We start from the raw sequence: 22,504 nt of genomic DNA, 5'->3' as shown, positions 1-22,504 counted from the left end.
AGAAACCAAACTCGTTCTCTCACCCATGAAAATTGGCATTGTGTGTTACCCAACCTTTGGCGGCAGTGGCGTCGTTGCCACCGAACTGGGTAAAGGATTGGCCAAAAATGGTCACCAGATTCACTTCATTACGTATCAGCAACCACCCCGACTCGATTTTTTCAATGAAAATGTTTTCTACCATGAAGTAAATATACCGTCCTACCCTCTCTTTCAGTACGCCCCCTACGAATCGGCGCTGGCCAGCGAGATGGTCAACGTAGTAACGAACGAAAACGTTGATTTACTGCACGTTCACTACGCTATTCCGCACGCTTCGGCGGCTTATATGGCCAAAATGATACTACGCTCTCAGGGGCGTTACGTACCGGTAGTCACTACGTTGCACGGCACCGATATTACGTTAGTAGGCAAAGATGCCTCCTATGAACCCGTCGTTACGTTCAGCATCAACGAATCGGACGGTGTTACGTCGGTATCAGAAAATCTGCGGCAGGATACGTATAAACATTTCAATGTTCACCGCGACATTGAAGTGATTCCAAATTTCGTCGATCTGAGCCGATTTAATCGGCAACAGAAAGAGCATTTCAAAAAAGCCATCTGCCCCAACGGCGAGAAGCTGATTGTCCACACCTCCAATTTCCGCCGGGTAAAACGTATCGACGATGCAGTGATGACGTTTTACCACGTTCAGGCACAGATGCCGGCCAAACTGTTGCTGGTTGGCGACGGCCCCGAACGGGCACGTATCGAGCGGCTCGTGCGCGACCTTGGCATTTATGAGCAAGTCCGGTTTTTGGGTAAACTTGATGCGGTCGAAGAAGTACTATCTGTAGCCGATTTATTTCTTATGCCTTCCGAAAACGAAAGTTTTGGGCTGGCGGCACTCGAAGCGATGGCTTGTGAAGTACCCCTTATTTCGTCGAATGCCGGCGGATTACCCGAGTTAAACGTTCAAGGCGTAACCGGTTTCATGAGCCCGGTAGGCGATGTTGACGACATGGTCAAAAATGCGTTGTACGTTTTAGATGATGCCCATCTGCCAACTTTTAAAGAAAACGCGCTAACTAGGGCCAAAGAATTCGAGTTATCCCGTATCTTGCCTCTTTACGAAGCTCACTATGAACGAGTCCTACAAGAAGCGAAACCGTTGGTGAGTTAAAATTTTCGGTTTATTCGGTAGGGGTAGACTATTTTGTAAGTGTCATTGATTTAGCGTTAGCCAGTTCACCAGTTGAGGTGGGCTCAACCGGGTACGAATGAATCCAAACATTCCTCAAACAGACCGCAAACGAGTTGTCATTGTCGGAGCCGGCTTCGGAGGTCTGAAACTGGCTCGCAAGTTATCAGGCCGATCTGAGTTTCAGGTAGTGCTGATAAATCGCCAAAATTACCATGAATTTCAACCGCTTTATTATCAGGTAGCTACGGCGGGTCTGGAAGCTAATTCCATTCTGTTTCCGCTACGTGCCGTTTTCGGTAATTGCAACAACATACATATCCGGGTAACCAACGTAACAGGTGTTCGCACCGCCGACAAAACCGTTGATACCGACCTCGGTCCGGTTACCTACGATTATCTGGTGATAGCTACCGGTGCCGATACCAACTTTTTCAATCAGCAGAATATTATTGAAAAAGGGCTGGCAATGAAGTCGGTATCCGAAGCGATTGCGTTACGTAACCGGATGCTTCAAAATTTTGAGGATGCGCTGAGCGTTGAAACACTGGATGAAAAAGAAGGCCTGATGGACGTAGTGGTAGTAGGTGGCGGACCGACCGGCGTTGAACTCTGCGGTACGTTGGCCGAAATGCGAAAAACCGTACTCCCCATCGATTACCCCGAATTGGATTTTAAGATGATGGATATTTACCTCATCGAGTCGGGCGGAGAGCTTTTAGGACCAATGTCGGTGCAGTCGCAGCAGCACTCGTTAAAGTATTTGCAGGATTTGGGTGTTCACGTAAAACTTAATACGCGCGTCAAAGATTTCGACGGACGTACTGTGACAATGAACGACGGATCGACGCTACGTACCAACAACCTCATTTGGGCGGCTGGAGTAAAAGCCAATCCGTTAGCGGGTTTGCCTCCCGAGGTCATTGGGCGGGGAGGGCGTGTAAAAGTGAACAGATATAGTCAGATTCAGGGGTTTACGGACATTTTTGCTATTGGTGACGTAGCATTGATGACCGAAGAAAAATGGCCTGACGGACATCCGCAGGTGGCCCAACCTGCTATTCAGCAGGGACGGCAGCTGGGTAAAAATCTGCTTCACTGGATACGTAACGAGCAACCCGAAGAGTTTACGTACCGAGATTTCGGCACTATGGCAACCATTGGTCGAGGGCTGGCGGTTGTGGATTTGCCTTTTTTAAAATTTCAGGGATTTTTTGCCTGGTTAACGTGGTTATTTGTTCACCTGATGGCAATTGTTGGTGTGAAAAACCGACTGTTCATTTTCCTGAACTGGATGTTTAATTATCTGACGTACAGTAATTCGCTACGTCTGATCATCCGCCCGAAATTACCGAAAGGAGATTTGAAAGCCATGCAGGAAAAACTCTCCGACCAAGTAGTGGTTAATAAGACATAACCAAGATAGTAAACTGATTTTACTATTTAAAAAATGAGCATGAAAGCATTTTCGTTTTACATTTGCGTCATTAATTGAGTACAACTTTATGGAATCGACTACCGAGAAACTACAAACGATGGCGGGTCATGGAAAAACCCGCCCAAAAAATAGCGGCACCAAAAAGTTATTTGATAACCCAATTCTGGAAGCTCTGTCGCGAACGCACATTATGGTGCCCATTTCGATGTGGCTCATTTTGTCGGCGTTTTTGGGTTGGTACGCGTTTACGTATACAGACATGAGTAATGGTACCATCGGGCTTTTGTTCGTAGGTGGTCTGCTTTCTTTTACGTTGTTTGAATACGTGTTGCATCGCTACCTCTATCATCTGGCGCCAACTACTCCCAAACGAGCTAAAATTCAATATACATTTCACGGTGTTCATCACGAATACCCGAAAGATAAAACCCGGCTGGCTATGCCTCCGGCCCTGGCTATCATTATAGCAGCCTTCTTTTTCGGTGTATTTTTTCTGCTGATGGGCGAATCCGCCTATGCGTTTTTCCCCGGCTTCCTGGTGGGTTATTCAGGGTATCTGGCCACACATTTTATCGTGCATGCCTACGCACCACCGAAGAATTTCTTCAAGCAGTTGTGGATAAATCACAGTGTTCACCACTACAAAAATCCGGAAAGCAACTACGGTGTATCATCGCCTTTCTGGGATCACATTTTCGGCTCGTTCCAGAAATAACGAACGTAACATACACTTAAAAATCCCGTCTGATACGTATCAGACGGGATTTTTAAGTTTTATAAACTCATCTATTTCTCTCGCTTTTTTGTGTAACTGATGTTGAGTTCACCACCGTCGGGCATTTTCACCTTGCCGGTATAAATGGTTATCCAGTTTTCTTCATAACTATATCCTGTTTTGAACGGAGCCAGCCAACCCGTAAACGCAACCGAATCTTTCTCCGGAATGTATTTCCAGGTGCCGCCGTGTTTGTCTTCTGTAAATGTATACGTACCGTCGCGATGGAGAATCAAATCGCCAAAGAGCCCTTTAAAAGGCATTGAACCAACACCATAACTTACCTGAGGGCCATACTTTCCTCTACGTGGATCGCCCGGACCATAGGGCGTTGCTGTTAGCCAGGAGGTCATTCGCGACGATTTATACGTACCGGGTTCGGGTCCTTTCGGATGCTGATTATCACTCGCCAACGATTTGAACGCCAATAGGTTCAACAGTGTGTACAGAACGAGTAATCCCAGAAAAACCGCAGTGAAACGGACAGTTATATTAGTCACAAATGCTTTATCCATAGTCGTTTAACGAGAAGTTATTCAATGCTACGTAGCATTCCTTTAACGTATCAGTTTGCGGTTTGTTTAGAACGTAGCGCGGCTGATCATCCGTGCTACGTTGAACAAAAAAGCCGATTCCAAAACAGAATCGGCTTTCCACCTTTAGCCTTCTTTTTATTACCAACCTGGGTTTTGTTTCAAGTTCGGGTTTGCATCCGTTTCGTAGAGCGGTAGCGGGTAAAATTCGCTTTTCCCTTTCTGGAACGTAGTAAAATCAGTATCGAAATCCGATACGTTAGCGGGTTTCTTACCGGCGTCAGGACCGGCCAGACTCGCATCCAGAATACCGTAGCGTTTCATGTCCCAAAACCGCTGCGTTTCGCCCGCCAACTCCAGTACCCGCTCCTGACGAAGTTGCAATCGAAAATCGGTTTGCGTCATCGTCAGAGCCAGATCTTTCATGTTGACCCGCGCCCGCACTTTATTGGCAAACGGAATTGCCTGCGCCGTCTGACCCAGCTCATTGAGGGCTTCGGCGTAGAGCAGATATACGTCGGCCAGACGAATCACGCGGTTATTAATGCCTGAAAAATAACTGTCGGTAGGTTTCCAGTAGTTCGTGTATTTTTTCCAGAAGCGGTCGTCGGCGGTAAAGCCATAGTCTGCCCAGGTTTTGCCGTAATATAACGTATTAGGCGCATCCGTTTTCAGGTACGACAGGGTATAATCCAGCCGGTAATCGACTTTGCCAGCCTTGTCTTTTTCTTTCAGGAACTGATTATAGAGCCATTTTGTGGGTTGGCCATCACACCAGCCGATCACGCGTAAACCAAAAAACTGCGCCCGCTCCGACGATTCAGAGCCGCCTGCTACGTCGTAACTGGGAAAGCCCGACCGGTTTTCATCGTAGTACTGAATTTCGAACAACGATTCTTTATTGTTCTCGAAATCAGTGGTGAAGTTATCTTTAAAATCGGGCATCAAGTCGAACAGCGTGGGTGTTTTGTCGATGATTTGCTTAAATGCAGCAGCCGCTTCCGCCCATTTCCGTTGCTGCATGTACGTTTTACCCAGTAAGGCAATTGCGCTGTACTTATGCAAACGTCCTATATCAAGTCCTGAATAGCTTTCGGGCAAATCGGCAGCCGCTTCCTGACAATCTTTAATTACCTGCCCAAAGACTTCGGCTTGTGTAGCCTGTTTAGGCCGGTCGCCAAGTGTCTGCGAGTTGAGCACCAACGGTACGTTGCCCCAGATGTTGGCCATGCTGTAATAGAAGTATGCCCGAATCAGTTTGGCTTCGGCCAGGATTCGCTTTTGCAACGTAGCATCCATTTTGATATTCGGTACGTTCTCCAGCACCTGATGGCACCGATAAATTCCCTGATACGCTGCTTCAAACGATTCCCGGTTCATTGCTATGTTGTAGTCCGTTACAATGAACTTGCTCAGGTTACCCAAATCAGTCCATGGACTTTGACTATACCCTTCGTCGGAACTCATATCGGTCAGGAAAATAGTCCAGAGGGAGAATCGGCGGTCCTGCATGCCGCTATAGGCAGCATTTAACCCTTTAATGGCGTCGTCTGAAGTTTTCCAGAAAGTAGACGTTGATGCCTGGTTTGGGTTAACCTGGTCGAGCAGTTTACTCTCGCTGCAACTGAACAGGATTCCCCCACTCAGAATGGCCGTCAGCACCAGTGTTTTCGTATTCATATTTTTTATGTTTTTAGACAAATTGTCGAAAGAAGTCATGAATCGTTAGAAACTCAGCTGTAAACCAACGCTGATGACACGCGCCACCGGATAGTTACCCTGGTCAATACCACGTCCAAAATAGTTGCTGCTGTTCTGCCCGCCAGCTCCCACATCACCAATTACGTCCGGATCGTAGCCTGTATAGTTACTGATAGTCAGCAGATTCTGCGCGTTCACATACACTCGCCCCGAATTCATTTTGAGCCGACTTAACATCGTAGTCTGAAAATTATAGGCAATCTGCATGGTACGAATTCGACCATACGCACCACTTTCAACCCAACGGTCGGTGTTAAATGCCGGATTGAGTGTCGGGTCACCTTTAATGGGTTTCGGCGTGGTGGTCGAGGTGTTCGGACCGGTCCAGTACGTTACGTCCGAACGAATGTTCTGCACGTCATCGAAGCGATCGGTCCAGTTGCGGCTACGGTTGAAAAGCAGGTTTCCCGATACGCCCTGAAAGAACATTGTAAACTCGAAGTTCTTGTAACCCAGCGAAATATTAGAGCCATACTCCAGCGTCGGGAAAGGCGTTCCCACAATTTGTCGGTCGTCGTTGTTAATCTGGCCATCGCCATTCGTATCAACGTAGCGAACATCGCCCGGTGTTACGTTCGGTTGCTTAGGAGCGGCATCAATTTCGGCCTGCGACTGGAAAATACCGGCCTGACGTAGCACGTAGAACGAGCCAATGGAACTGCCGACTTCCGTACGGGTAATCTGCCCGTAACCATACAGCGGCTGGTTGCCATTCGTAGGCACCAGTTGCAGCGCCTTGTTTTTGATGCTGGTAATCTGGCCGTTGATGCTGTAGCGGAAATCACCTTTCTTATCCTGATACGTTACGCTCAACTCAATTCCTTTGTTCTCGATCTTACCAAGGTTATCGAATGGGTTATCGCCCTGATTACCAGCCGAAATCGGAATGGGAACACGTAGCAGCAGGTTTTTCGACAACGAGTAAAAATAATCGGCCGACAGTTGCAGTTTCCCATTGAAGAAATTAGCGTCAAGACCGATATCCGTGGTGGTTTTGCTTTCCCACTTCAGGTTCGAATTCTGCAACTGACGGTTAGCCGCACCCGCCACAATCGTGTTGCCCCCACCCAGTACGTAGTTGAGGTTGGGCTGAATGGTCGGATCGAGCGAATACGGAGCAATGGCCTGATTACCAACTGAACCGTAACTAGCCCGCAGTTTCAAATCACTAACGGCGGGCAGGTTTTTCATGAAATTTTCCCGACTGATAGTCCAGGCAGCCGATACCGATGGGAAATAAGCGACCTGATTGCTTTTCGGGAAGTTCGACGACGCATCACGGCGCAGGTTTGCCTGGATGTTGTATTTGTCATCGAATGTATAATTCACCCGACCCAGATACGAAACCAGCCCCTGAATCCGGGAGAAACCGTCTGTTCTTGGGTTCGACGTACCGGCACCCTGCTGATAAAAATCACCGACAATCCCTTCGGTATGCGCAAACACTTCATTCTGGTCGTCGCGTTGCCGCGTGTAGCCGAGTAAAGCGCTGATCTGGTGTTTACCAAAAGCTTTATTGAAATTGAGTGTGTTCTCAACCAACGTATTGAAGTATCGTCCGTTCGTGTTATCCAGAATGGCGTAGGGCGTATTCGGGCTGTTATAGCTCAATGCTCCTGGTCGGCTAAAAAAGCGATTCTGATAGTGGAAAAAGTCGAGCCCGACACTCAGGCGATACGTTAACCAGGGCAGAATGGCGTACTCAGCAAATACGTTGCCCAGCAACTTATAACTATTCGACGTAAAGTCGTCTTTCAGTTGTTGCCCGATTGGGTTCGTGCCGAACGTAGCATTGTTGTCGTTCCCGAACCCATACCCACTCAGGTTGGCGGGGTCATATACGGGTACGGTGGGTGGCATCCGTATTACGTTATCGAACGGCTGCCCGATCACATTCCGACTGTCGATATACGCCAGATAGAGAGATTGACCGATGCTGAACTTGCCCCGTGTAGCCCCCGTATTGACCCGCATCGAATACCGTTTGTAGTTCGGCCCAACAATAGTACCATCCTGATTAAAGTAGCCTGCCGATACGCGGTAGTTCGACTTATTGACGCCATTTTCCATTCCGCCCGATATGCTCAGGTTATGATCGGTAATAGCGCCCGGTTTTATCAGTTCTTCCTGCCAATCAGTATTGTAGCCGCCTTTACCAAAATCTGGCACGGGAAGTTTGCCATTCTGATAAGCAGCCGTCCAGGTTTTAATGTATTGCTCACGAGTGGCAAGAGGCAGTCGTTTGACAATGTTCTGTACACCATAATACCCACTGTACTCGATAGTCGGTTTACCCGCTTTCCCGCGTTTGGTCGTGATCACGATAGCGCCGTTCATCCCGCGTGAACCGTATAGAGCGGTGGCTGCCGCATCTTTCAACACCGTAATACTCTCAATATCATTGGGATTGAAATCGGCGGCCGCACTACCGATAATCACGCCATCGATGATATAAATCGGGTCCTGATTGGAGCCGAACGTACTCGAACCCCGAATTTTAATACTCGCCGTAGCACCGGGCTGTCCACCCGTCGAAGCCACTGTAACGCCAGCCGCCCGGCCCTGAATCTGGTCGACAACGGAGGCTGCCTGCACTTTTTTGGCATCGGCCACATTCACAATACTCACAGCTTCGGTCAGGTTCGACTTTTTCACCGTACCATACGATACCACAACAACCTCATCGAGCGTGCGGTCGTCGGCCAATAGCTGTACGTTAATGGTTGATTGATTGCCAATCGTTACGTCCTGCCGGATGAATCCGACACTCGAAATGGTCAACGTAGTGGCGGCATCACTTACGTTTAAAGCAAAATTTCCGCTGGCGTCCGTTGTCGTGCCATTGTTAGTACCTTTCTCAATGACGTTCGCACCGGGCAAAGCAGCACCTTTTTCGTCGGTTACCTGACCTGTTATTCGTCGGTCAACCACTTCTTCACTAACGCTACTCGACGGGCTTTCGTCGGATACGACCGGAGAACTCGTCGTGACCGGTTCGGGCTTTGGGACAGTCTGAATAACGTAGAGATTGTCTTTAATTTTCCGGTAACGTAATCCCTGTTCCGTCAACAGATTAGTCAGTGCCTGTTCCAGATTGACGCCGTCTGGTTCCGTTTCGGTCAGCCGCCCCGCCACCAGCGATTCTTCATAAGCGAAACTGACTTTGTACTGTCGCTCCAGTTCGTTCAGCACTTTTTTAAGCGAGCGGGCCTTCGTCGGCCGATTTTCCAGCCGAGTCTGCTCTTTCTTAATCTGCGCCCGGGTCAACAACTGAGCAGCCGAGGTATGCGGCAAACTAAACAGCGCCGTTCCTGCTAGCCAGATCGAAAGCGTAAAGGAGATTTTTTTCATTCCGGGTAAGAGTTAAAAAGTAGTTTTATCACAGGTTTTGCAACAATTCAGGGATGACGCAGGTAAATCTGGCTCCCTTTCCGGTCGGCCTCCACGTCGAACGTCGTGGCCAGTGTCGTTATCAATGTCTCTAAATCCTGACTCGATAAATTGCCGGTAAAGCGTCGTTCGGCCAGGGCACTATCTTCAAAAATCAGATTGACACCCCACGTATCATTCAGTTGCTGGGCAATCTCGCGCAAAGATGTATTCTCGAAAGCGAACTGATTTTTTGTCCAGGCCGTGTGCAGCTGGGGTTTTGCTTGCCGAATAGCCACCTGCTCGATACCAGCCTGCGCTGTTGCCAGATCACCGGGTTTCATCAGTACTACACTGGCATTCTGATCATTAGGTTTCGATAGCTGCACTTTCCCCTCGGCCAGCACAACTAACGTATTGCCTCGGCGCGTGTTCACGTTAAACTGCGTACCCAATACGGAGATGTCCAGATTGGGCGTGTGCGTTACGAATTTTAGCCGCCCTGTAGTCGTCATTTTTTTCGTTACGTTGAAAAACGCTTCTCCTTCGAGCCAAACCTCCCGATTATCCTCTGCCTCCCACTTGCCTGAATACATCAGTATTGAGTTTCCATTAAGCCGTACCGACGAGCCATCGGGTAAAGTCACTGTCAATTGCTCGCCGTATTGAGTATGCACTTCCTGCTGGCTCCCATAACGACTCCATACCCAGCCGCCAGCGGCCAGCAGCAATAGCCCCGCCAACGAAGCCGCAACCTGCCAACTACGTAACGGAGAGCCAAAAAACCGTTGCCGGAATGGCCTTATCGATTCAGTTGACGTACTACGTTCCTGTTGTTCATAAGCTGTATCCAGCACCTGCCAGATACGTTCCCGACTGGCGTTGGTCAAATCGTCGTAACGCACCCGCAAGTGGAGCAGAATAGCACTGGCTTCATTTATAACCGTCTGCTGTTCAGGGTGCCGAAGCATGTAACTATGCCAGAACGACATAATTTCTTCGTCAGGCAGTAGCACCCAGCGTCGAAACGACTCGTCCAGCACAAAATCAGGGAGTGAGTACGTACTATAATCAGGCTGATGGGATGGATTCATAGTAAGAAAGCAAGCTGAATTACAAGGCAAAGAGTGATTGGATACAGATTATCCCTCGCTCATGACGTTTTTTTGCAAAATATTATCGAATGAGTGCTACGTTCATTTCTCTCTCACCGCATTAAATTACCCAAACCGAATTTGAACGTTATGCCCACCAGCGGTACGTTCCACTGAATTGATGGCGATGATTTGATACGGCGCGGATTGATACAAACTACTCCGAGCGATTTAGGCCAGGCATCGGCCACGCGCTGCCACGATTGGCCGTAATTGCTGCTCACCGAAATATGGCTACTATTCGACGATACTACCAATCGCCCATCGGACAGAGAAAGCAGAAAAGGTCCGCCCAACTGGTCGGGAATGAGCGTACCTAAACCGACTGGCCAGTTGATTCCGTCAGCGCTAATTTTATAGTGATTCCAGTTTTTTGATTTCGTGTTCCGTGTGTTTTGCGTTTTACCACCCCAACCCCTCCTGTTTTAAGAGGGGTTGGGGTGGTAATCGCTTCTTACCGAATCAGCGCCAAAAAGAGCAAAACGATGTGTATCGGCATTCGTTTTTGCAGCGAGGCAATGGCTTTGTAGATAATTTTGTAGGCCGACGTTTGCTCAATACCCATCACCCCGGCAATTTGTTCGTAGCTAAGGTTATCGAAGTATTTCAGGAACAGGGCTTCTTTCTGACGAGCGGGCAAACTGTTCAGTTCGCGGAGTAACAACGTAGACTGCTCTTCCGAAATCTGAGCATCGAGCCAGGTCGGCTCGTAGTAAAATTCGATGGTGAAATCCAACGTATCGAGGTCGCCGTTGAAGCGTTGTCCGCTGGTGAGTTTGCGCACGATATCGCGCCGGAGCGAGCGCATCAGGTAGAATTTAATCGAATCAGTACGTCCCAGGCGTTCCCGGCTTTCCAGAATAGTCAAAAACAGATCCTGAATACAGTCTTCTACCACCTGACGATTTTGGGCAATTTTATAGCCGTAGTTATAGAGCACCGGCGCGTATTTTTCGTACATGAACGAGTACGCGGCCTTGCTGCCGTGCAGAAAATCGTCCCAGATTTGACCATCTGTCGCCTGATGATAAAGAAACGGGCTATTCACGAAAGTAGGCTCGAAACAAAATTGTTGTTAAAATTACGGATTTCTACTCAGATTAGGCCCCAATATCTATCGTATTTTTACTACTTCATCTTTCTATACTGCTATTTTAGAGGGATAGAAACCATCTATTTTCGCTTATGTAGATAGCTCTGTTTTGCACGCTTTCCTATGCTGTATCGTTTGGTTTTATTAGGTAGTTTCCTAATTGGTTCACAGGCTTGTACGAAGGAATCTTCCTCCGATGCGTTGTTTACGCAGGTTCGTTCCGACGTATCAGGAGTTACATTTAATAACCAGATGCAGCCGTTCGAAAACGATACGTTAAACGCCAATACATACGACCCCATGTACAACGGCGCGGGCGTCGGAGTCGGTGATTTCAACCGCGACGGACTTCAGGATATCTTTTTCGCCGGTAACAACGTTACGAGCAAATTATACCTCAACAAGGGCAAATTCAGTTTCGAAGACGTAACCAAACAAGCGGGCGTCACAACCAAAGCGTGGTGTACAGGCGTATGCGTGGCCGATGTAAATCAGGATGGCTGGCCGGATGTGTACGTAAGCGTAGCCGGACGCGACACAAGCCACGCAATACGTCATAATCTTCTGTTTATCAACGTATCAAAACAAGTTGGAGGCAACCCAACATTTCGCGAAATGGCTGCCGAATACGGCTTGGACGATAGCGGCATGAACACCCAAGCCGCTTTCTTCGACTATGACCGCGATGGCGATCTCGATTGCTACGTATTAAATAACGCCGTTGAACGAACCGGTCGCAACACCATCCGCCCCAAACGCCTACATGGCGAAGGCTTGAGTACGGATAGGTTGTATAGAAATATGACGGTTGAAAGAGTGAAAGAGCATTTTCAAAGAGCGAACCGGCGCGCCGGTTCGCTCTTTGAAAATATCTCCCGCGAGGCTGGAATTCTGGCGGAAGGTTACGGGCTTGGACTGACGATTGCTGATATTAATCAGGACGGTTGGCTGGATGTATACTGCGCCAATGATTTTTTGTCGAACGACGTAGCCTACATCAATAATGGTCGTAAATCGGGGAACGCTACGTTCACCGACCAGTCGTCGGCTTATTTTAAACATACCAGCTACAACAGTATGGGTGTTGATATTCAGGATATTAACAACGATACCCGTCCGGACGTAATAGTGGTCGATATGTTGCCTGAATCGAATGCCCGTCAGAAAATGATGCTCATCAAAACCAATTGGGAGTTTTTTCATCTGGCTCGTCAACAGGGTTATCAGGACGAATACGTCAGAAATACGCTCCAGCTCAATCAAGGAAATGGACCCAATAAACAGCCGGTGTTCAGCGAGATTGGGCAACTAGCGGACGTTTTTCGCACCGACTGGAGTTGGGCACCCTTACTGGCCGACTTCGACAACGATGGTTTCAAAGACCTTTTCGTAACGAACGGTTATCGGCGCGATATCACCAACCTCGACTACGTAGCGTATCTGAATAATCAAGCCGCGAGTTTTGGTACTGCACACACAGCCGGAAGTCGCCAGCAAACGTTGGCGGAGTTATACAAGCTACCGACGATTCAATTGCACAATTACCTGTTTAGAAACAAAGGTGACCTCACTTTCGAAGACAAATCGGAGGAATGGGGTTTTGGAGAACTGAATTACTCAAACGGGGCTGCCTACGCCGATCTGGACAACGATGGCGATTTGGATCTGGTGATTAATAACATGGACAGTGAAGCCGGTTTGTACCGGAACGAAACGATACGTCCTGATAAACCGATTACCAGCCACTTTCTACGTTTGCACCTGCCCGCCGATGCACATGGTTTAGGTGCTACGGTTCAGATAAAAACGTTGGATGGACAAATACAGTCTGTACAGGTTCATCCAATTCGGGGATATGCTTCTTCCGTGGAACCGTTTGTTCATGTAGGACTTGGAAAGCACGTATCAGCAACAATTTCAATACGTTGGGCTGATGGTACGTATCAGGAATTGGGCCAGATCTCGACTGATCGTTTGCATAAAGTTGCCTATAAACCCACTGCTACGTTTCCCCCGACGCAGCCAATCGAGCCAAGCCTGTTTTCTACTGTCGATGCTTCAACCATCGGCCTAACGTTTCGGCATCAGGAAGCGCCCTTGAACGACTTCGAACGAACACCATTGCTGCATCAGGTTTATGGCAAAAATAGCCCGTCGCTGGCCATTGCCGACGCCGACGGAAACGGGCTTGACGACGTATTCGTTGGGGCCGATGCAGGGCAGGTACGTTCGTTGTTTTTACAAATGAAACCTGGTCACTTTGTGGAGCAGAAGCAGGGCGCGAATGACCTCGAAGATATGGGTTCGCTGTTTTTCGATGCCGACGGTGATGGTGATCAGGATTTATACGTAGTGAGTGGCGGCAGTCGGCTGCCCGACAGCAGCGCTATTTATCAGGACAGACTTTATTTGAACGATGGGCGCGGTAAACTAACCCGAGCGCAGGGCGTGCTGCCACCCACAACGTCGTCAGGTTCGTGCTTGGTGGCAGCAGACTTTGACGGCGATGGTGATTTGGATTTGTTCCGGGCGGGGCGGGTAAAAGTCGGGCAATATCCACTAGCTCCAGCTAGCTACCTCCTCCGAAACGACGGTAATAAAACAACGGGGCCGCGTTTTACCGACGTAACAAATCAATCAGCGCCCGGCCTGCAACGTATCGGTATGGTCTGTGCCGCCCTCTGGACCGATTTCGATAACGACAACGACCCCGACTTGCTGGTAGCTGGTGAGTTTATGCCCATTACGTTGTTCACCAACGATAAAGGCCGGTTAACCCCACTAACTTTAAAAACACCGGATGGTCAGGGCACATCTGGTTTATGGAATTCAGTAACAGGCCGTGATTTCGACCTGGACGGTGACATTGATTACATTGTCGGAAATCTGGGCCAGAATACGCGCTACCACGTATCACCCGAAGAACCACTACGTCTGTACGCCAAAGATTTCGACGGCAACGGCCAGCTTGATCCCATCCTCACGCATTATCTGCAAGGTGAACAACACATCGCGCCCATTCGTGATGTACTGAACGATCAAATGCCCACATTCGCCCGAAAACGCTTTACCAGTTTTCAGCAATTTGCCAATTCCAGTTTCGCGAATGCTTTTAATGATAAAGATCTTGATGGTGCCGTTACGTTGACTGCCAACGAGTTACGTAGTTGTTACGTTGAAAATCGAGGAAAGGCCGGCTTTGTGGTGCGTCCATTGCCCACAATGGCGCAGATTTCACCTGTGTTCGGAGTGCAACCTGGTGATTTTAACGGAGACGGTCTGCCAGACGTATTGCTGGTTGGAAATTCGTATGCGTCGGAAACGTATTCAGGCTGGTACGACGCCGGTCGCGGCTGTTTGCTGCTTGGGGATGGACGTGGAAGTTTCCGAACTGTTCCACCGGACGTAGCAGGTATTCATGCCGATGGCGATGCCAAAGCATTAGCGATGTTATCGACAGGCACCGAATGTTGGTACGTCGTTTCGAACAATAACGGACCAATTCAATTGATAAAACCGACTAAACCCGTTAAGCCTCAGCCCGCCAAACCCGGCGAAACGTATCGACTCATCAAACACCCCGATGGACGTACCGAGCGTCGGGAATTTTACTACGGTTCGGGTTATTTGAGCCAATCGAGTCGATGAAGCAGTACACGAACCGTCCGCGCTACTTCAGCTTTTCATTATTCAGATGCCGGGTAGCATCTCGAATGTTTTTCTTGGCCAGATTCTTCTCGAAAGCTTCGGTTAGGTCAACACCGGTCTGGTTGGCGAGGCAGATAAGTACCCATAATACGTCAGCCATTTCGTCGCCGAGATCTTTATTCTTGTCTGATTCTTTCTCTGACTGTTCGCCGTAACGACGGGCGATGATTCGGGCTACTTCGCCGACTTCTTCAGTCAGCATAGCCATGTTGGTGAGTTCGTTGAAATACCGAACCCCGATGGTTTTAATCCAGTCATCGACGGTACGTTGTGCTTCGTTGATAGTCATAAAAGGCGATAGTCAATAGTCATCAGTCGATAGTCATCAGCCTTAGAAACCCCTAAACCCCCTAAAGGGGACTTTGTTCAAGGGTGAGCTAAGTCCCCATTAGGGGATTTAGGGGTTTTCAGACAGTTTTTACTCTTGACTAACGACTCATTTCTCGGGCACAAACGTCAGCGAACTAAACTGATCTTCCTGAAAAGCTTCCTGAGCCAAATCTTGAAGTTGAGCAGACGTAACGGATTTGATGTCGTTGAAGATATCGGTCAGTGCTTCTACCCGGTTAATATCGAGCAGGCTTTTGGCCATCATCAGCATGAAACTGTTGTTACTTTCTTCGGCCATCGCTAATTGCCCGATCAATTGCTCCTTCGTCTGATGCAGTTGCAACGTAGTAAGGGGTTGCTCACGTAAACGCTTCAACTCTTTCATAATGAGCGCATTTGCCTTCTCTACTTTTTTAGGATCAGTCCCAAAATAAATGCCTAGAAAGCCGGTATCCAGATAAGGCGTATAGCTGGCATCGATGGAGTAAACCAGACCGTATTTTTCGCGCAGATTCAGATTCAGCCGGGAGTTCATGCCGGGGCCACCCAGCAGATTAACCAGCATGAAAAACGGCAACCGACGCACATCAGTCAAACCATATGCCGGGCGACCCAATGCACACTGTGCTTGCGTAATAGGCCGTTCTACCTTCGTCTGACGTGGCACGTAATCCGTGGGCGTTTTCCGCTGGCGGGCTGCTTGTTGGGCCGGTACGTCGCGGAAATATTTTTCGGCAATTTTCACGACCTGCGTAAACGGCAACTTGCTCACCGACGCGAAAACAATCCGGCTGGTATCGTAATTCTCGGCAATGAATCGCTGGAGGTCTTCGCGCCGAAAAGAGCCGACAGTTTCCGTTGTACCCAGAATATTACCGCCGAGGGCATGATTCGGGAAAACCAGTTCATCGAAATCGTCCTGAATAGCGTCTTCGGGCGAGTCATAATACATCGCCATCTCTTCCAGAATAACGTCCCGCTCGCGCTCGATTTGCTTTTCAGGAAATACTGAATGGAACGTAATGTCGGCGAGGAGTTCAGTCGCTTTTTCGAAGTGAACTCCCAACACCGACGCATGAAAACAAACTTTTTCTTTGGTGGTATAGGCATTCAATTCACCCCCGACAGTTTCCAGTCGGGTAATGATATGATATGACTTTCGTTTCTCCGTACCTTTGAAGGCCATATGCTCCCAGAAATGGGCCAGTCCCTGCTGGTGTGGCAGTTCGTCGCGGCTCCCAATGTCGAGCATGATGCCACAGTGAGCGATCTGCGTGTGAGGGATTTGTTTATGCGCAATTCGAATGCCGTTAGGCAGAGTATATACTTCGTAATCTTCCATTCTTAACAATTTACGCAGTCGTAACGACCTAGTAAGCGTACTAATGATAACCGCAACCTCTTCGCCCCGGTTCCTGATTGTCCAGACCGCTTTTATCGGCGACGTCATTCTGGCTACAGCGTTGCTCGAACAATTGCACACAGCCTGGCCCGACGCTACGCTCGACGTACTGGTACGTAAAGGAAACGAGGGCTTACTGGCCAATCATCCGTTCCTGAACGACGTATTAATCTGGCACAAAAAGGGCACCAAATATCGGGATTTATGGCGATTGTTACGTATCGTTCGCGCCCGGAATTATGATGCGGTCCTGAATCTACAACGCTACGGAACGATGGGAATGCTGACGGTCTTATCGGGTGCGAAACAGACAATCGGTTTTGATAAAAATCCATTCTCCCGATTTTTTACGCATCGGGTTGCACATCGTTTCGAGCCGGGTGTACATGAAGTAGATCGAAACTTTGGCCTACTGAAAGCGCTTGATGAAAACAGAGCGGCTACAATTCAACAGAAAATTCGACCCAGATTGTATCCGTCGATGGCCGACTACAACGCCGTAAAAACGTATCAGCAGAAACGTTTCGTTTGTATGGCTCCGATGTCGGTCTGGTTCACGAAACAGTACCCTGCCGAACGATGGGTAGAGTTGATTCAGGCACTGCCCGAAGACGTAGCGGTGTATTTATTGGGCGCTCCCACCGATACCACAGCCTGCGAAACCATTCGACAGGCAACCGGACGTAGTGAATCTGTAGTAAATCTGGCGGGGAAGTTAAGTTTGCTGCAATCGGCTGCGCTGCAACAAAATGCTTTAATGAATTACGTCAATGATTCGGCTCCACTGCATTTGTGTTCGTCGATGAACGCGCCAACGACGGCCATTTTTTGCTCAACCGTACCCGAGTTTGGCTTCGGGCCGCTAGCCGACGTATCGCGTGTGGTACAGACACCTGAAAAACTGGATTGTAAGCCTTGTAGTTTACACGGTCGGGCAGCGTGTCCGCTGGGGCATTTTCGGTGCGCGTGGGGAATTCAGGTGGAGGAACTGGCGAAACTGGATTTATAAAATCCCTTTATCACGTAGAATTTGATTTTGATGCATTAGTAATTCGGTCATGGTCCGGTACGCCTTCACTTGCTCAAGTGAACTTTGGTGAATGAATTCTGTGCGCTCCTGGAGGCTTTCAATTGCGATTCCATGATTATCTAAACGCTTCTGTTGCTTCTCCATCATCCTGAGTACCGTCCATATTTGTTCACGTTTTTCATCAATTTGTTCCTGATTATACTCAAGTTGCTCTTGCTGACGGTCAAACTGCTGCTGATGACGATCAAGGCGTTCATTAATCTGTTTTACTTCTGCTTCAAGCCGCTCAAATTGTTCACTATGCCGGTCAATACTACGAAGGGTTTCGGCTATTAACTCTAAAATTCGTTCCTCGTTTTTCATGCGTCAAATCTATTTACTATTCTACAGCAAGCAAAAAACTGGTTACTTTATTCACTGACAAACTTTCAATCGGGTAAGCGTTACGTTGATTTACCTTTCCTAACCATGAGACGTATTTATGTTGTAATCGTTACATGGCTGCTGGCAATTAAGTGTTTCGGGCAAGTTAACTCCTTACCAGTTTATCAACGTAGCGCGTTCAAAGGCGACTGGCTCGTTACGTCGGTGCCGCAGAGAGCGGCTGTTTTTCAGGCCAATGGCGGTAAAGATTTAGTGCTGTCGAATGGATTAATTACGCGCCGGTTTCGGATTGCGCCAAATCTGGCGACGGTCGATTTTCAGCATCTGGTTACGAATGAGCAGTTTGTACGCTCAGTACGTCCTGAAGCCAGGTTGGTGCTGAATAGAAAGACGTATCAGATCGGTGGATTATACGGTCAGAAAGAACACGCTTACCTGCGCGAAGAATGGCTCGATACGTTCACCGCCAATCCGGCAGATTTCCAGTTCAAATCGTTCACCGTTACGTCTCCGAAACCATACATCAACTGGCAACCACGAACCTGGGTTTCGAATCCGAAGCAGCCAACAGGTCAGGAACTTACACTGCTTTTCGCTTCTGGTTTGCCTGAATTACAGGGCGTAGACGTATCGGTTCACTACGTTCTTTACGATGGTATTTCGGCGCTGTGCAAATGGGTAAGTATTGAGAATAAAAGTGGAAAATCACTATCTATCAATCAGGTTGTTAACGAGATTCTGGCGACGCCGGAAGAAGAATCGGCAGTGGTTGGCAAGCCCGATCAGATGAAAAAGCCACAAAAGCTCTACGTTGAAAATAACTTCGCCTTCAACAACGCCATGCGTTACGACCTGTCAGATCAGGCGACGCACTGGAAAACCGATTCGTTATATACGTCGCAGGTCAATTACAACTATGAAACGCCCTGCCTGCTGGAAGTTTACCCCACGCTCGGTGTTGGTACTACGTTAGAATCCAGTCAAACTTATACTTCGATACGTAGCTACGAACTTTTGCTGGACTCCCACGACCGCGAACGTAATGGCCTCGCCCGACGTCGTTTTTACCGAACGGTGGCTCCCTGGACAACACAGAATCCCATTTTTATGCACCTCGTCAGCACCGAACCCAGCACGGTGAAACAGGCTATAGACCAGTGCGTTGAAACAGGTTATGAAATGGTGATTTTAAGCTTTGGGAGTGGATTGAACATGGAAGATGTCAGCGAGGCAAACATTCAGAAATTTAAATCGCTGGCTGATTATGCCCACAGCAAGGGCATTTTACTTGGTGGTTACTCACTCTTCAGCAGTCGACGTATCGATGATGAAACCGACGTAATAGACCCAAAAACCGGACTTCCCGATAAAGGTGCGTTTTTTGGGCAAGCTCCCTGTCTGGCTAGCCAATGGGGGATCAATTACCTGAACAAACTGAAAAAATTCATCACCGAAACTGGCTTCGACCTGCTGGAACATGATGGCCCCTACCCCGGCGACGTTTGCGCATCGACCAAACATGCGGGCCATAAAGGACTCGACGATTCGCAGTGGGTTCAGATGGAAATGCAGAAAGGCTTTTACCACTTTCTGAACGAAAAAGGTGTTTATATCAACGCGCCCGACTGGTATTTCATGGATGGCACGAACAAGATTGCGCTTGGTTATCGGGAAGTCAATTTTTCACTCTCCCGCGATCAGCAGAAACTCCTGAATCGTCAGAATATTTTCGACGCAACCTGGGAGAAAACCCCGGCGATGGGTTGGGGATTCGTGCCGCTTACCAAATATCAGGGCGGTGGTCCCGAAGCCGTTCTGGAACCGCTTAGCGAACATTTATCCGATTATGAGCAGTTAATGATGCAGTACTACGGCGCTGGCGTGCAGGCCTGTTACCGAGGACCGCGTTTATACGATACCGACGTAACGAAACATACTGTGAAGCAGGTTATTGACTGGTACAAAAAATACCGCTCAATCCTCAACGCCGACCTGATTCACCTGCGCCGTCCCGACGGTCGCGACTGGGATGGATTTCTACACGTAGCATCCGGTCAGAAACAGAAAGGGCTGGTCATGCTGTTTAACCCACTGAAAACAAAGATTTCACGTATCATTAGGTTGCCTCTCTACTACACCGGTCTTAGCGAAACGGCGATGATACGGCAGAGTGAAGGGAAGACCAAATCATACCGGTTGAATCGAAATTATGAAGTAGAATTACCGGTTGAAATAGCTCCCGAAAGCTATGGCTGGTGGGTCATTGAGTAACGTACCGAGACTACTTTACCAACTTAGGAAAGTTTGCTCGTACCATAGCGGAGAATAGGCTCATTGATTTACCCCATTCTTTAAAAGCGGCTTTTATTTCATCAGCTTGTTCTCCATTTCTGAGGACGATACATTCTAAGAAACGTAGTTTTTTCAGATGCTCTAAGCGCTCTTTCAATAAAAACTCTCGGTTCAAACCAGTACGCTTTATAGTTTCAGCACCTTTCTGCGAACCATTTTTAGGCTTAATAATTTCAGCATCAAACATTAAATGTTCTACTATTTCATCCAATGCCGGATTTAAGATTAAGCTGTCCTCTAACGCAATGTCGGCCCGATGAGAATTGGCCCGCTTAGTCTCATCGGCTAACGGAAAATAGTTTTTCTTATAAACCTGATTACACACCTGACAGCAAAAAAATAAGTTAGCGAAATCATAGGCCAACCAATAGTAGCCAGGTTTTACTAACTCCTGTTTTTCATCAACTTGATAGCCTGCTTTCGGACGAAAATGCTCAACGTCACCATGTGAAATATGCGTAATGCTAGTTTCACAAAAACAGCATTTATTATGTTGAATTTTCTTTAAGGCTTCTTTAACTGTTGAATGTCCATAAATTTTCTTGTTGAAAACAAAAGACGTATCGCCGTTATCAAATGCTGTTCTTAATTTTTCTATTGCTTTCTCTCCGTTCCCATTCGGGCCTAAAACTGCTGGAATTGGTACGTTGGACTTATCAATTTTAATCACAGCTACTTGCTCAATGCTTTTCCGATTAATTCTAACGCCTTTAGTGCTTCTTTTGATTCAGACGCTGTAAGTTGGCCAAGGTCTTCTTCTAGCTGAGCTAATTCCTGTTCTTCTTTCTTAGTACGTTTATCTTTTAGTAGTAAAGCTCGCCGTCGCTGCATTCTATTTTCCGTTTCTGGGGGACGCGCACTTACTCCTCCAAACAAATCACTGCTCAAAATCTGGTCAATACGCCAGCTATGTACGTCTATACCATCTGCTACGTGGGTTTCATCACCTTCCCGTTTCAGTAAAATAATATTCGCGTCCTCCGCTGATTGTACAATCAATGGACTATGTGCTGTGACAATAAACTGCGTATTCGGGAACGTATCAGTGAGAAATTGAATAATAGTACGTTGAAATTTCGGATGCAAATGCAAATCAATTTCGTCGACTAAACAAACGGCGGGTTCGGCGAGAGGGTTTTCGCTATTGGGGTAGCGATCAAATAACCCTTTAGCAAAATCAACTACCCAAGCCATAAGCGTTTTATACGCAAGACTTAGTTCATGGAAGCGTACATTACCATAATGTGTTTTGAAAAAGACTTTAGGAACTCCAGAAGTGGCATTAGTGGTAATTTGGCTAACTTCCTCACGGAATATTTTAAGTAAAATATTCTTAACTAGGCGAAATCTGAGATCAAACTTCGTTTCTTTTAAAGCCACATATTCAGCTTGTAGAATCCATGCTTCTGCATTAATTAAGTCAGCATCTTCATTGAACAGCGTCTCAAATAGTAGACCATTGTTATCAGTCGTAGGAACGCTACTAATCCTTCTTGCTGCTCCATACCCGAAAACTAATGGTTGGTGAGATTGCGATTTTTCTTTAGTATCATACAAATATGATGGTACAGAAAAACTAATAGTGTCAGATTCAAAGCGACCAGGAAGATCTAAACCTGTAAAAGTTTCCGTGTAGTTTTCTCCTTCTTTTCTTTCTATTACACTAATGAAGCCTGCTGCGGGTAAACTTAAATCTCTTATAAAGTAATCGTATAAACCTATAATTGCATAACCTGCGAGTACAGATTCAGGAAAATCTACTGAGCATACCAGCGCCTTTAGGACCGTAGTCTTTCCTGTCCCGTTATCGCCTAAGATTACATTCCAACGCGCGGCCCGCCCATCTTTATCAGTAAAATTAACCGTCTGTTTAGTGCCAAACGAACGGGTATTTTCAAGTAAAATACTTTTGAACCAGACGCGGGGATTTTCTGTAGCCATATTTTTAATGTTCTCAGCGTTGCGCTGACCCGGACGTGGCCGTCCAGGCTA

The 22,504-nt window shown here is 47.7% G+C and carries 17 protein-coding genes; 6 read left to right on the top strand and 11 right to left on the bottom strand.

Annotation, left to right across the window (positions count from 1 at the left end; all coding sequences use genetic code 11):
* Window positions 1-25 precede the first annotated feature (25 nt).
* The 3 genes from bshA to IC229_RS20360 all read left to right on the top strand — a co-directional run bounded on the left by bshA (window position 26) and on the right by IC229_RS20360 (window position 3,336).
* Window positions 26-1,165 (top strand): N-acetyl-alpha-D-glucosaminyl L-malate synthase BshA, encoded by a 1,140-nt coding sequence (bshA, locus tag IC229_RS20370; protein ID WP_190888856.1) that lies wholly within the window; start codon window positions 26-28, stop codon window positions 1,163-1,165.
* 97 nt (window positions 1,166-1,262) lie between these two features.
* A complete protein-coding gene (locus IC229_RS20365; protein WP_190888855.1) occupies window positions 1,263-2,600 on the top strand; it encodes an NAD(P)/FAD-dependent oxidoreductase in 1,338 nt (445 codons plus the stop codon).
* A gap of 88 nt (window positions 2,601-2,688) precedes the next feature.
* Window positions 2,689-3,336: a sterol desaturase family protein gene (locus tag IC229_RS20360; RefSeq protein ID WP_190888854.1), complete on the top strand. Its 648-nt coding sequence runs from the start codon at window positions 2,689-2,691 to the stop codon at window positions 3,334-3,336.
* A gap of 71 nt (window positions 3,337-3,407) precedes the next feature.
* Here IC229_RS20360 and IC229_RS20355 read toward each other — a convergent pair whose 3' ends face one another.
* From IC229_RS20355 to IC229_RS20330, 6 genes are all read right to left on the bottom strand, one after another.
* Window positions 3,408-3,911 (bottom strand): hypothetical protein, encoded by a 504-nt coding sequence (locus IC229_RS20355; protein WP_190888853.1) that lies wholly within the window; start codon window positions 3,909-3,911, stop codon window positions 3,408-3,410.
* 159 nt (window positions 3,912-4,070) lie between these two features.
* Complete coding sequence (locus tag IC229_RS20350; RefSeq protein ID WP_190888852.1) at window positions 4,071-5,609, bottom strand: RagB/SusD family nutrient uptake outer membrane protein; 1,539 nt, start codon at window positions 5,607-5,609, stop codon at window positions 4,071-4,073.
* Between the two features lie 45 nt (window positions 5,610-5,654).
* Window positions 5,655-9,041, bottom strand: a complete 3,387-nt coding sequence (locus tag IC229_RS20345) for a SusC/RagA family TonB-linked outer membrane protein (RefSeq protein ID WP_190888851.1) — start codon at window positions 9,039-9,041, stop codon at window positions 5,655-5,657.
* 47 nt (window positions 9,042-9,088) lie between these two features.
* Window positions 9,089-10,153: a FecR family protein gene (locus tag IC229_RS20340; RefSeq protein WP_190888850.1), complete on the bottom strand. Its 1,065-nt coding sequence runs from the start codon at window positions 10,151-10,153 to the stop codon at window positions 9,089-9,091.
* 113 nt (window positions 10,154-10,266) lie between these two features.
* Window positions 10,267-10,509, bottom strand: coding sequence for a hypothetical protein (locus IC229_RS20335; protein ID WP_190888849.1), 243 nt, complete (start codon window positions 10,507-10,509; stop codon window positions 10,267-10,269).
* Between the two features lie 158 nt (window positions 10,510-10,667).
* Window positions 10,668-11,261, bottom strand: a complete 594-nt coding sequence (locus tag IC229_RS20330) for an RNA polymerase sigma factor (RefSeq protein WP_190888848.1) — start codon at window positions 11,259-11,261, stop codon at window positions 10,668-10,670.
* 168 nt (window positions 11,262-11,429) lie between these two features.
* Here IC229_RS20330 and IC229_RS20325 point away from each other — a divergent pair, with 168 nt between their 5' ends.
* Entirely contained in the window at window positions 11,430-14,954 is a 3,525-nt protein-coding gene (locus IC229_RS20325) for a VCBS repeat-containing protein (RefSeq protein WP_190888847.1), read from the top strand.
* A 22-nt stretch (window positions 14,955-14,976) separates the two neighbouring features.
* On the opposite strand, the gene IC229_RS20320 is transcribed toward IC229_RS20325, so the two are convergent.
* Window positions 14,977-15,303, bottom strand: coding sequence for a nucleotide pyrophosphohydrolase (locus IC229_RS20320; RefSeq protein WP_190888846.1), 327 nt, complete (start codon window positions 15,301-15,303; stop codon window positions 14,977-14,979).
* A gap of 147 nt (window positions 15,304-15,450) precedes the next feature.
* Window positions 15,451-16,686 carry a M16 family metallopeptidase gene (locus IC229_RS20315; RefSeq protein ID WP_190888845.1) on the bottom strand — a complete coding sequence of 412 codons (1,236 nt, stop codon included), beginning with the start codon at window positions 16,684-16,686 and terminating at the stop codon, window positions 15,451-15,453.
* 43 nt (window positions 16,687-16,729) lie between these two features.
* Between IC229_RS20315 and IC229_RS20310 the strand changes: the two genes are divergently transcribed.
* Window positions 16,730-17,755, top strand: a complete 1,026-nt coding sequence (locus IC229_RS20310) for a glycosyltransferase family 9 protein (protein ID WP_190888844.1) — start codon at window positions 16,730-16,732, stop codon at window positions 17,753-17,755.
* Here IC229_RS20310 and IC229_RS20305 read toward each other — a convergent pair.
* Window positions 17,750-18,139, bottom strand: coding sequence for a hypothetical protein (locus IC229_RS20305; RefSeq protein WP_190888843.1), 390 nt, complete (start codon window positions 18,137-18,139; stop codon window positions 17,750-17,752). The genes IC229_RS20310 and IC229_RS20305 overlap by 6 nt on opposite strands.
* Window positions 18,140-18,244: 105 nt before the next feature.
* Here IC229_RS20305 and IC229_RS20300 point away from each other — a divergent pair, with 105 nt between their 5' ends.
* Entirely contained in the window at window positions 18,245-20,431 is a 2,187-nt protein-coding gene (locus IC229_RS20300) for an alpha-galactosidase (RefSeq protein ID WP_190888842.1), read from the top strand.
* 10 nt (window positions 20,432-20,441) lie between these two features.
* On the opposite strand, the gene IC229_RS20295 is transcribed toward IC229_RS20300, so the two are convergent.
* The gene (locus IC229_RS20295) at window positions 20,442-21,182 is read right to left on the bottom strand and encodes an HNH endonuclease family protein (protein WP_190888841.1); all 741 of its coding nucleotides are present in this window, start codon (window positions 21,180-21,182) and stop codon (window positions 20,442-20,444) included.
* A gap of 2 nt (window positions 21,183-21,184) precedes the next feature.
* Window positions 21,185-22,453, bottom strand: coding sequence for an AAA family ATPase (locus IC229_RS20290; RefSeq protein WP_190888840.1), 1,269 nt, complete (start codon window positions 22,451-22,453; stop codon window positions 21,185-21,187).
* Window positions 22,454-22,504 lie beyond the last annotated feature (51 nt).

Origin of the sequence: Spirosoma profusum, from assembly GCF_014699005.1 — a bacterium.
GTDB lineage: Bacteria > Bacteroidota > Bacteroidia > Cytophagales > Spirosomataceae > Spirosoma > Spirosoma profusum.
This window is presented reverse-complemented; position numbering and strand designations above follow the sequence as displayed.

Coding starts and splice junctions, on each gene's coding strand:
- IC229_RS20350 (WP_190888852.1), bottom strand. CDS start 5,609: ATGAATACGAAAACACTGGTGCTGACGGCCATTCTGAGTGGGGGAATC.
- IC229_RS20360 (WP_190888854.1), top strand. CDS start 2,689: ATGGAATCGACTACCGAGAAACTACAAACGATGGCGGGTCATGGAAAA.
- IC229_RS20345 (WP_190888851.1), bottom strand. CDS start 9,041: ATGAAAAAAATCTCCTTTACGCTTTCGATCTGGCTAGCAGGAACGGCG.
- IC229_RS20355 (WP_190888853.1), bottom strand. CDS start 3,911: ATGGATAAAGCATTTGTGACTAATATAACTGTCCGTTTCACTGCGGTT.
- IC229_RS20340 (WP_190888850.1), bottom strand. CDS start 10,153: ATGAATCCATCCCATCAGCCTGATTATAGTACGTACTCACTCCCTGAT.
- IC229_RS20305 (WP_190888843.1), bottom strand. CDS start 18,139: ATGAAAAACGAGGAACGAATTTTAGAGTTAATAGCCGAAACCCTTCGT.
- IC229_RS20365 (WP_190888855.1), top strand. CDS start 1,263: ATGAATCCAAACATTCCTCAAACAGACCGCAAACGAGTTGTCATTGTC.
- IC229_RS20320 (WP_190888846.1), bottom strand. CDS start 15,303: ATGACTATCAACGAAGCACAACGTACCGTCGATGACTGGATTAAAACC.
- IC229_RS20315 (WP_190888845.1), bottom strand. CDS start 16,686: ATGGAAGATTACGAAGTATATACTCTGCCTAACGGCATTCGAATTGCG.
- IC229_RS20290 (WP_190888840.1), bottom strand. CDS start 22,453: ATGGCTACAGAAAATCCCCGCGTCTGGTTCAAAAGTATTTTACTTGAA.
- IC229_RS20325 (WP_190888847.1), top strand. CDS start 11,430: ATGCTGTATCGTTTGGTTTTATTAGGTAGTTTCCTAATTGGTTCACAG.
- IC229_RS20310 (WP_190888844.1), top strand. CDS start 16,730: ATGATAACCGCAACCTCTTCGCCCCGGTTCCTGATTGTCCAGACCGCT.
- IC229_RS20300 (WP_190888842.1), top strand. CDS start 18,245: ATGAGACGTATTTATGTTGTAATCGTTACATGGCTGCTGGCAATTAAG.
- bshA (WP_190888856.1), top strand. CDS start 26: ATGAAAATTGGCATTGTGTGTTACCCAACCTTTGGCGGCAGTGGCGTC.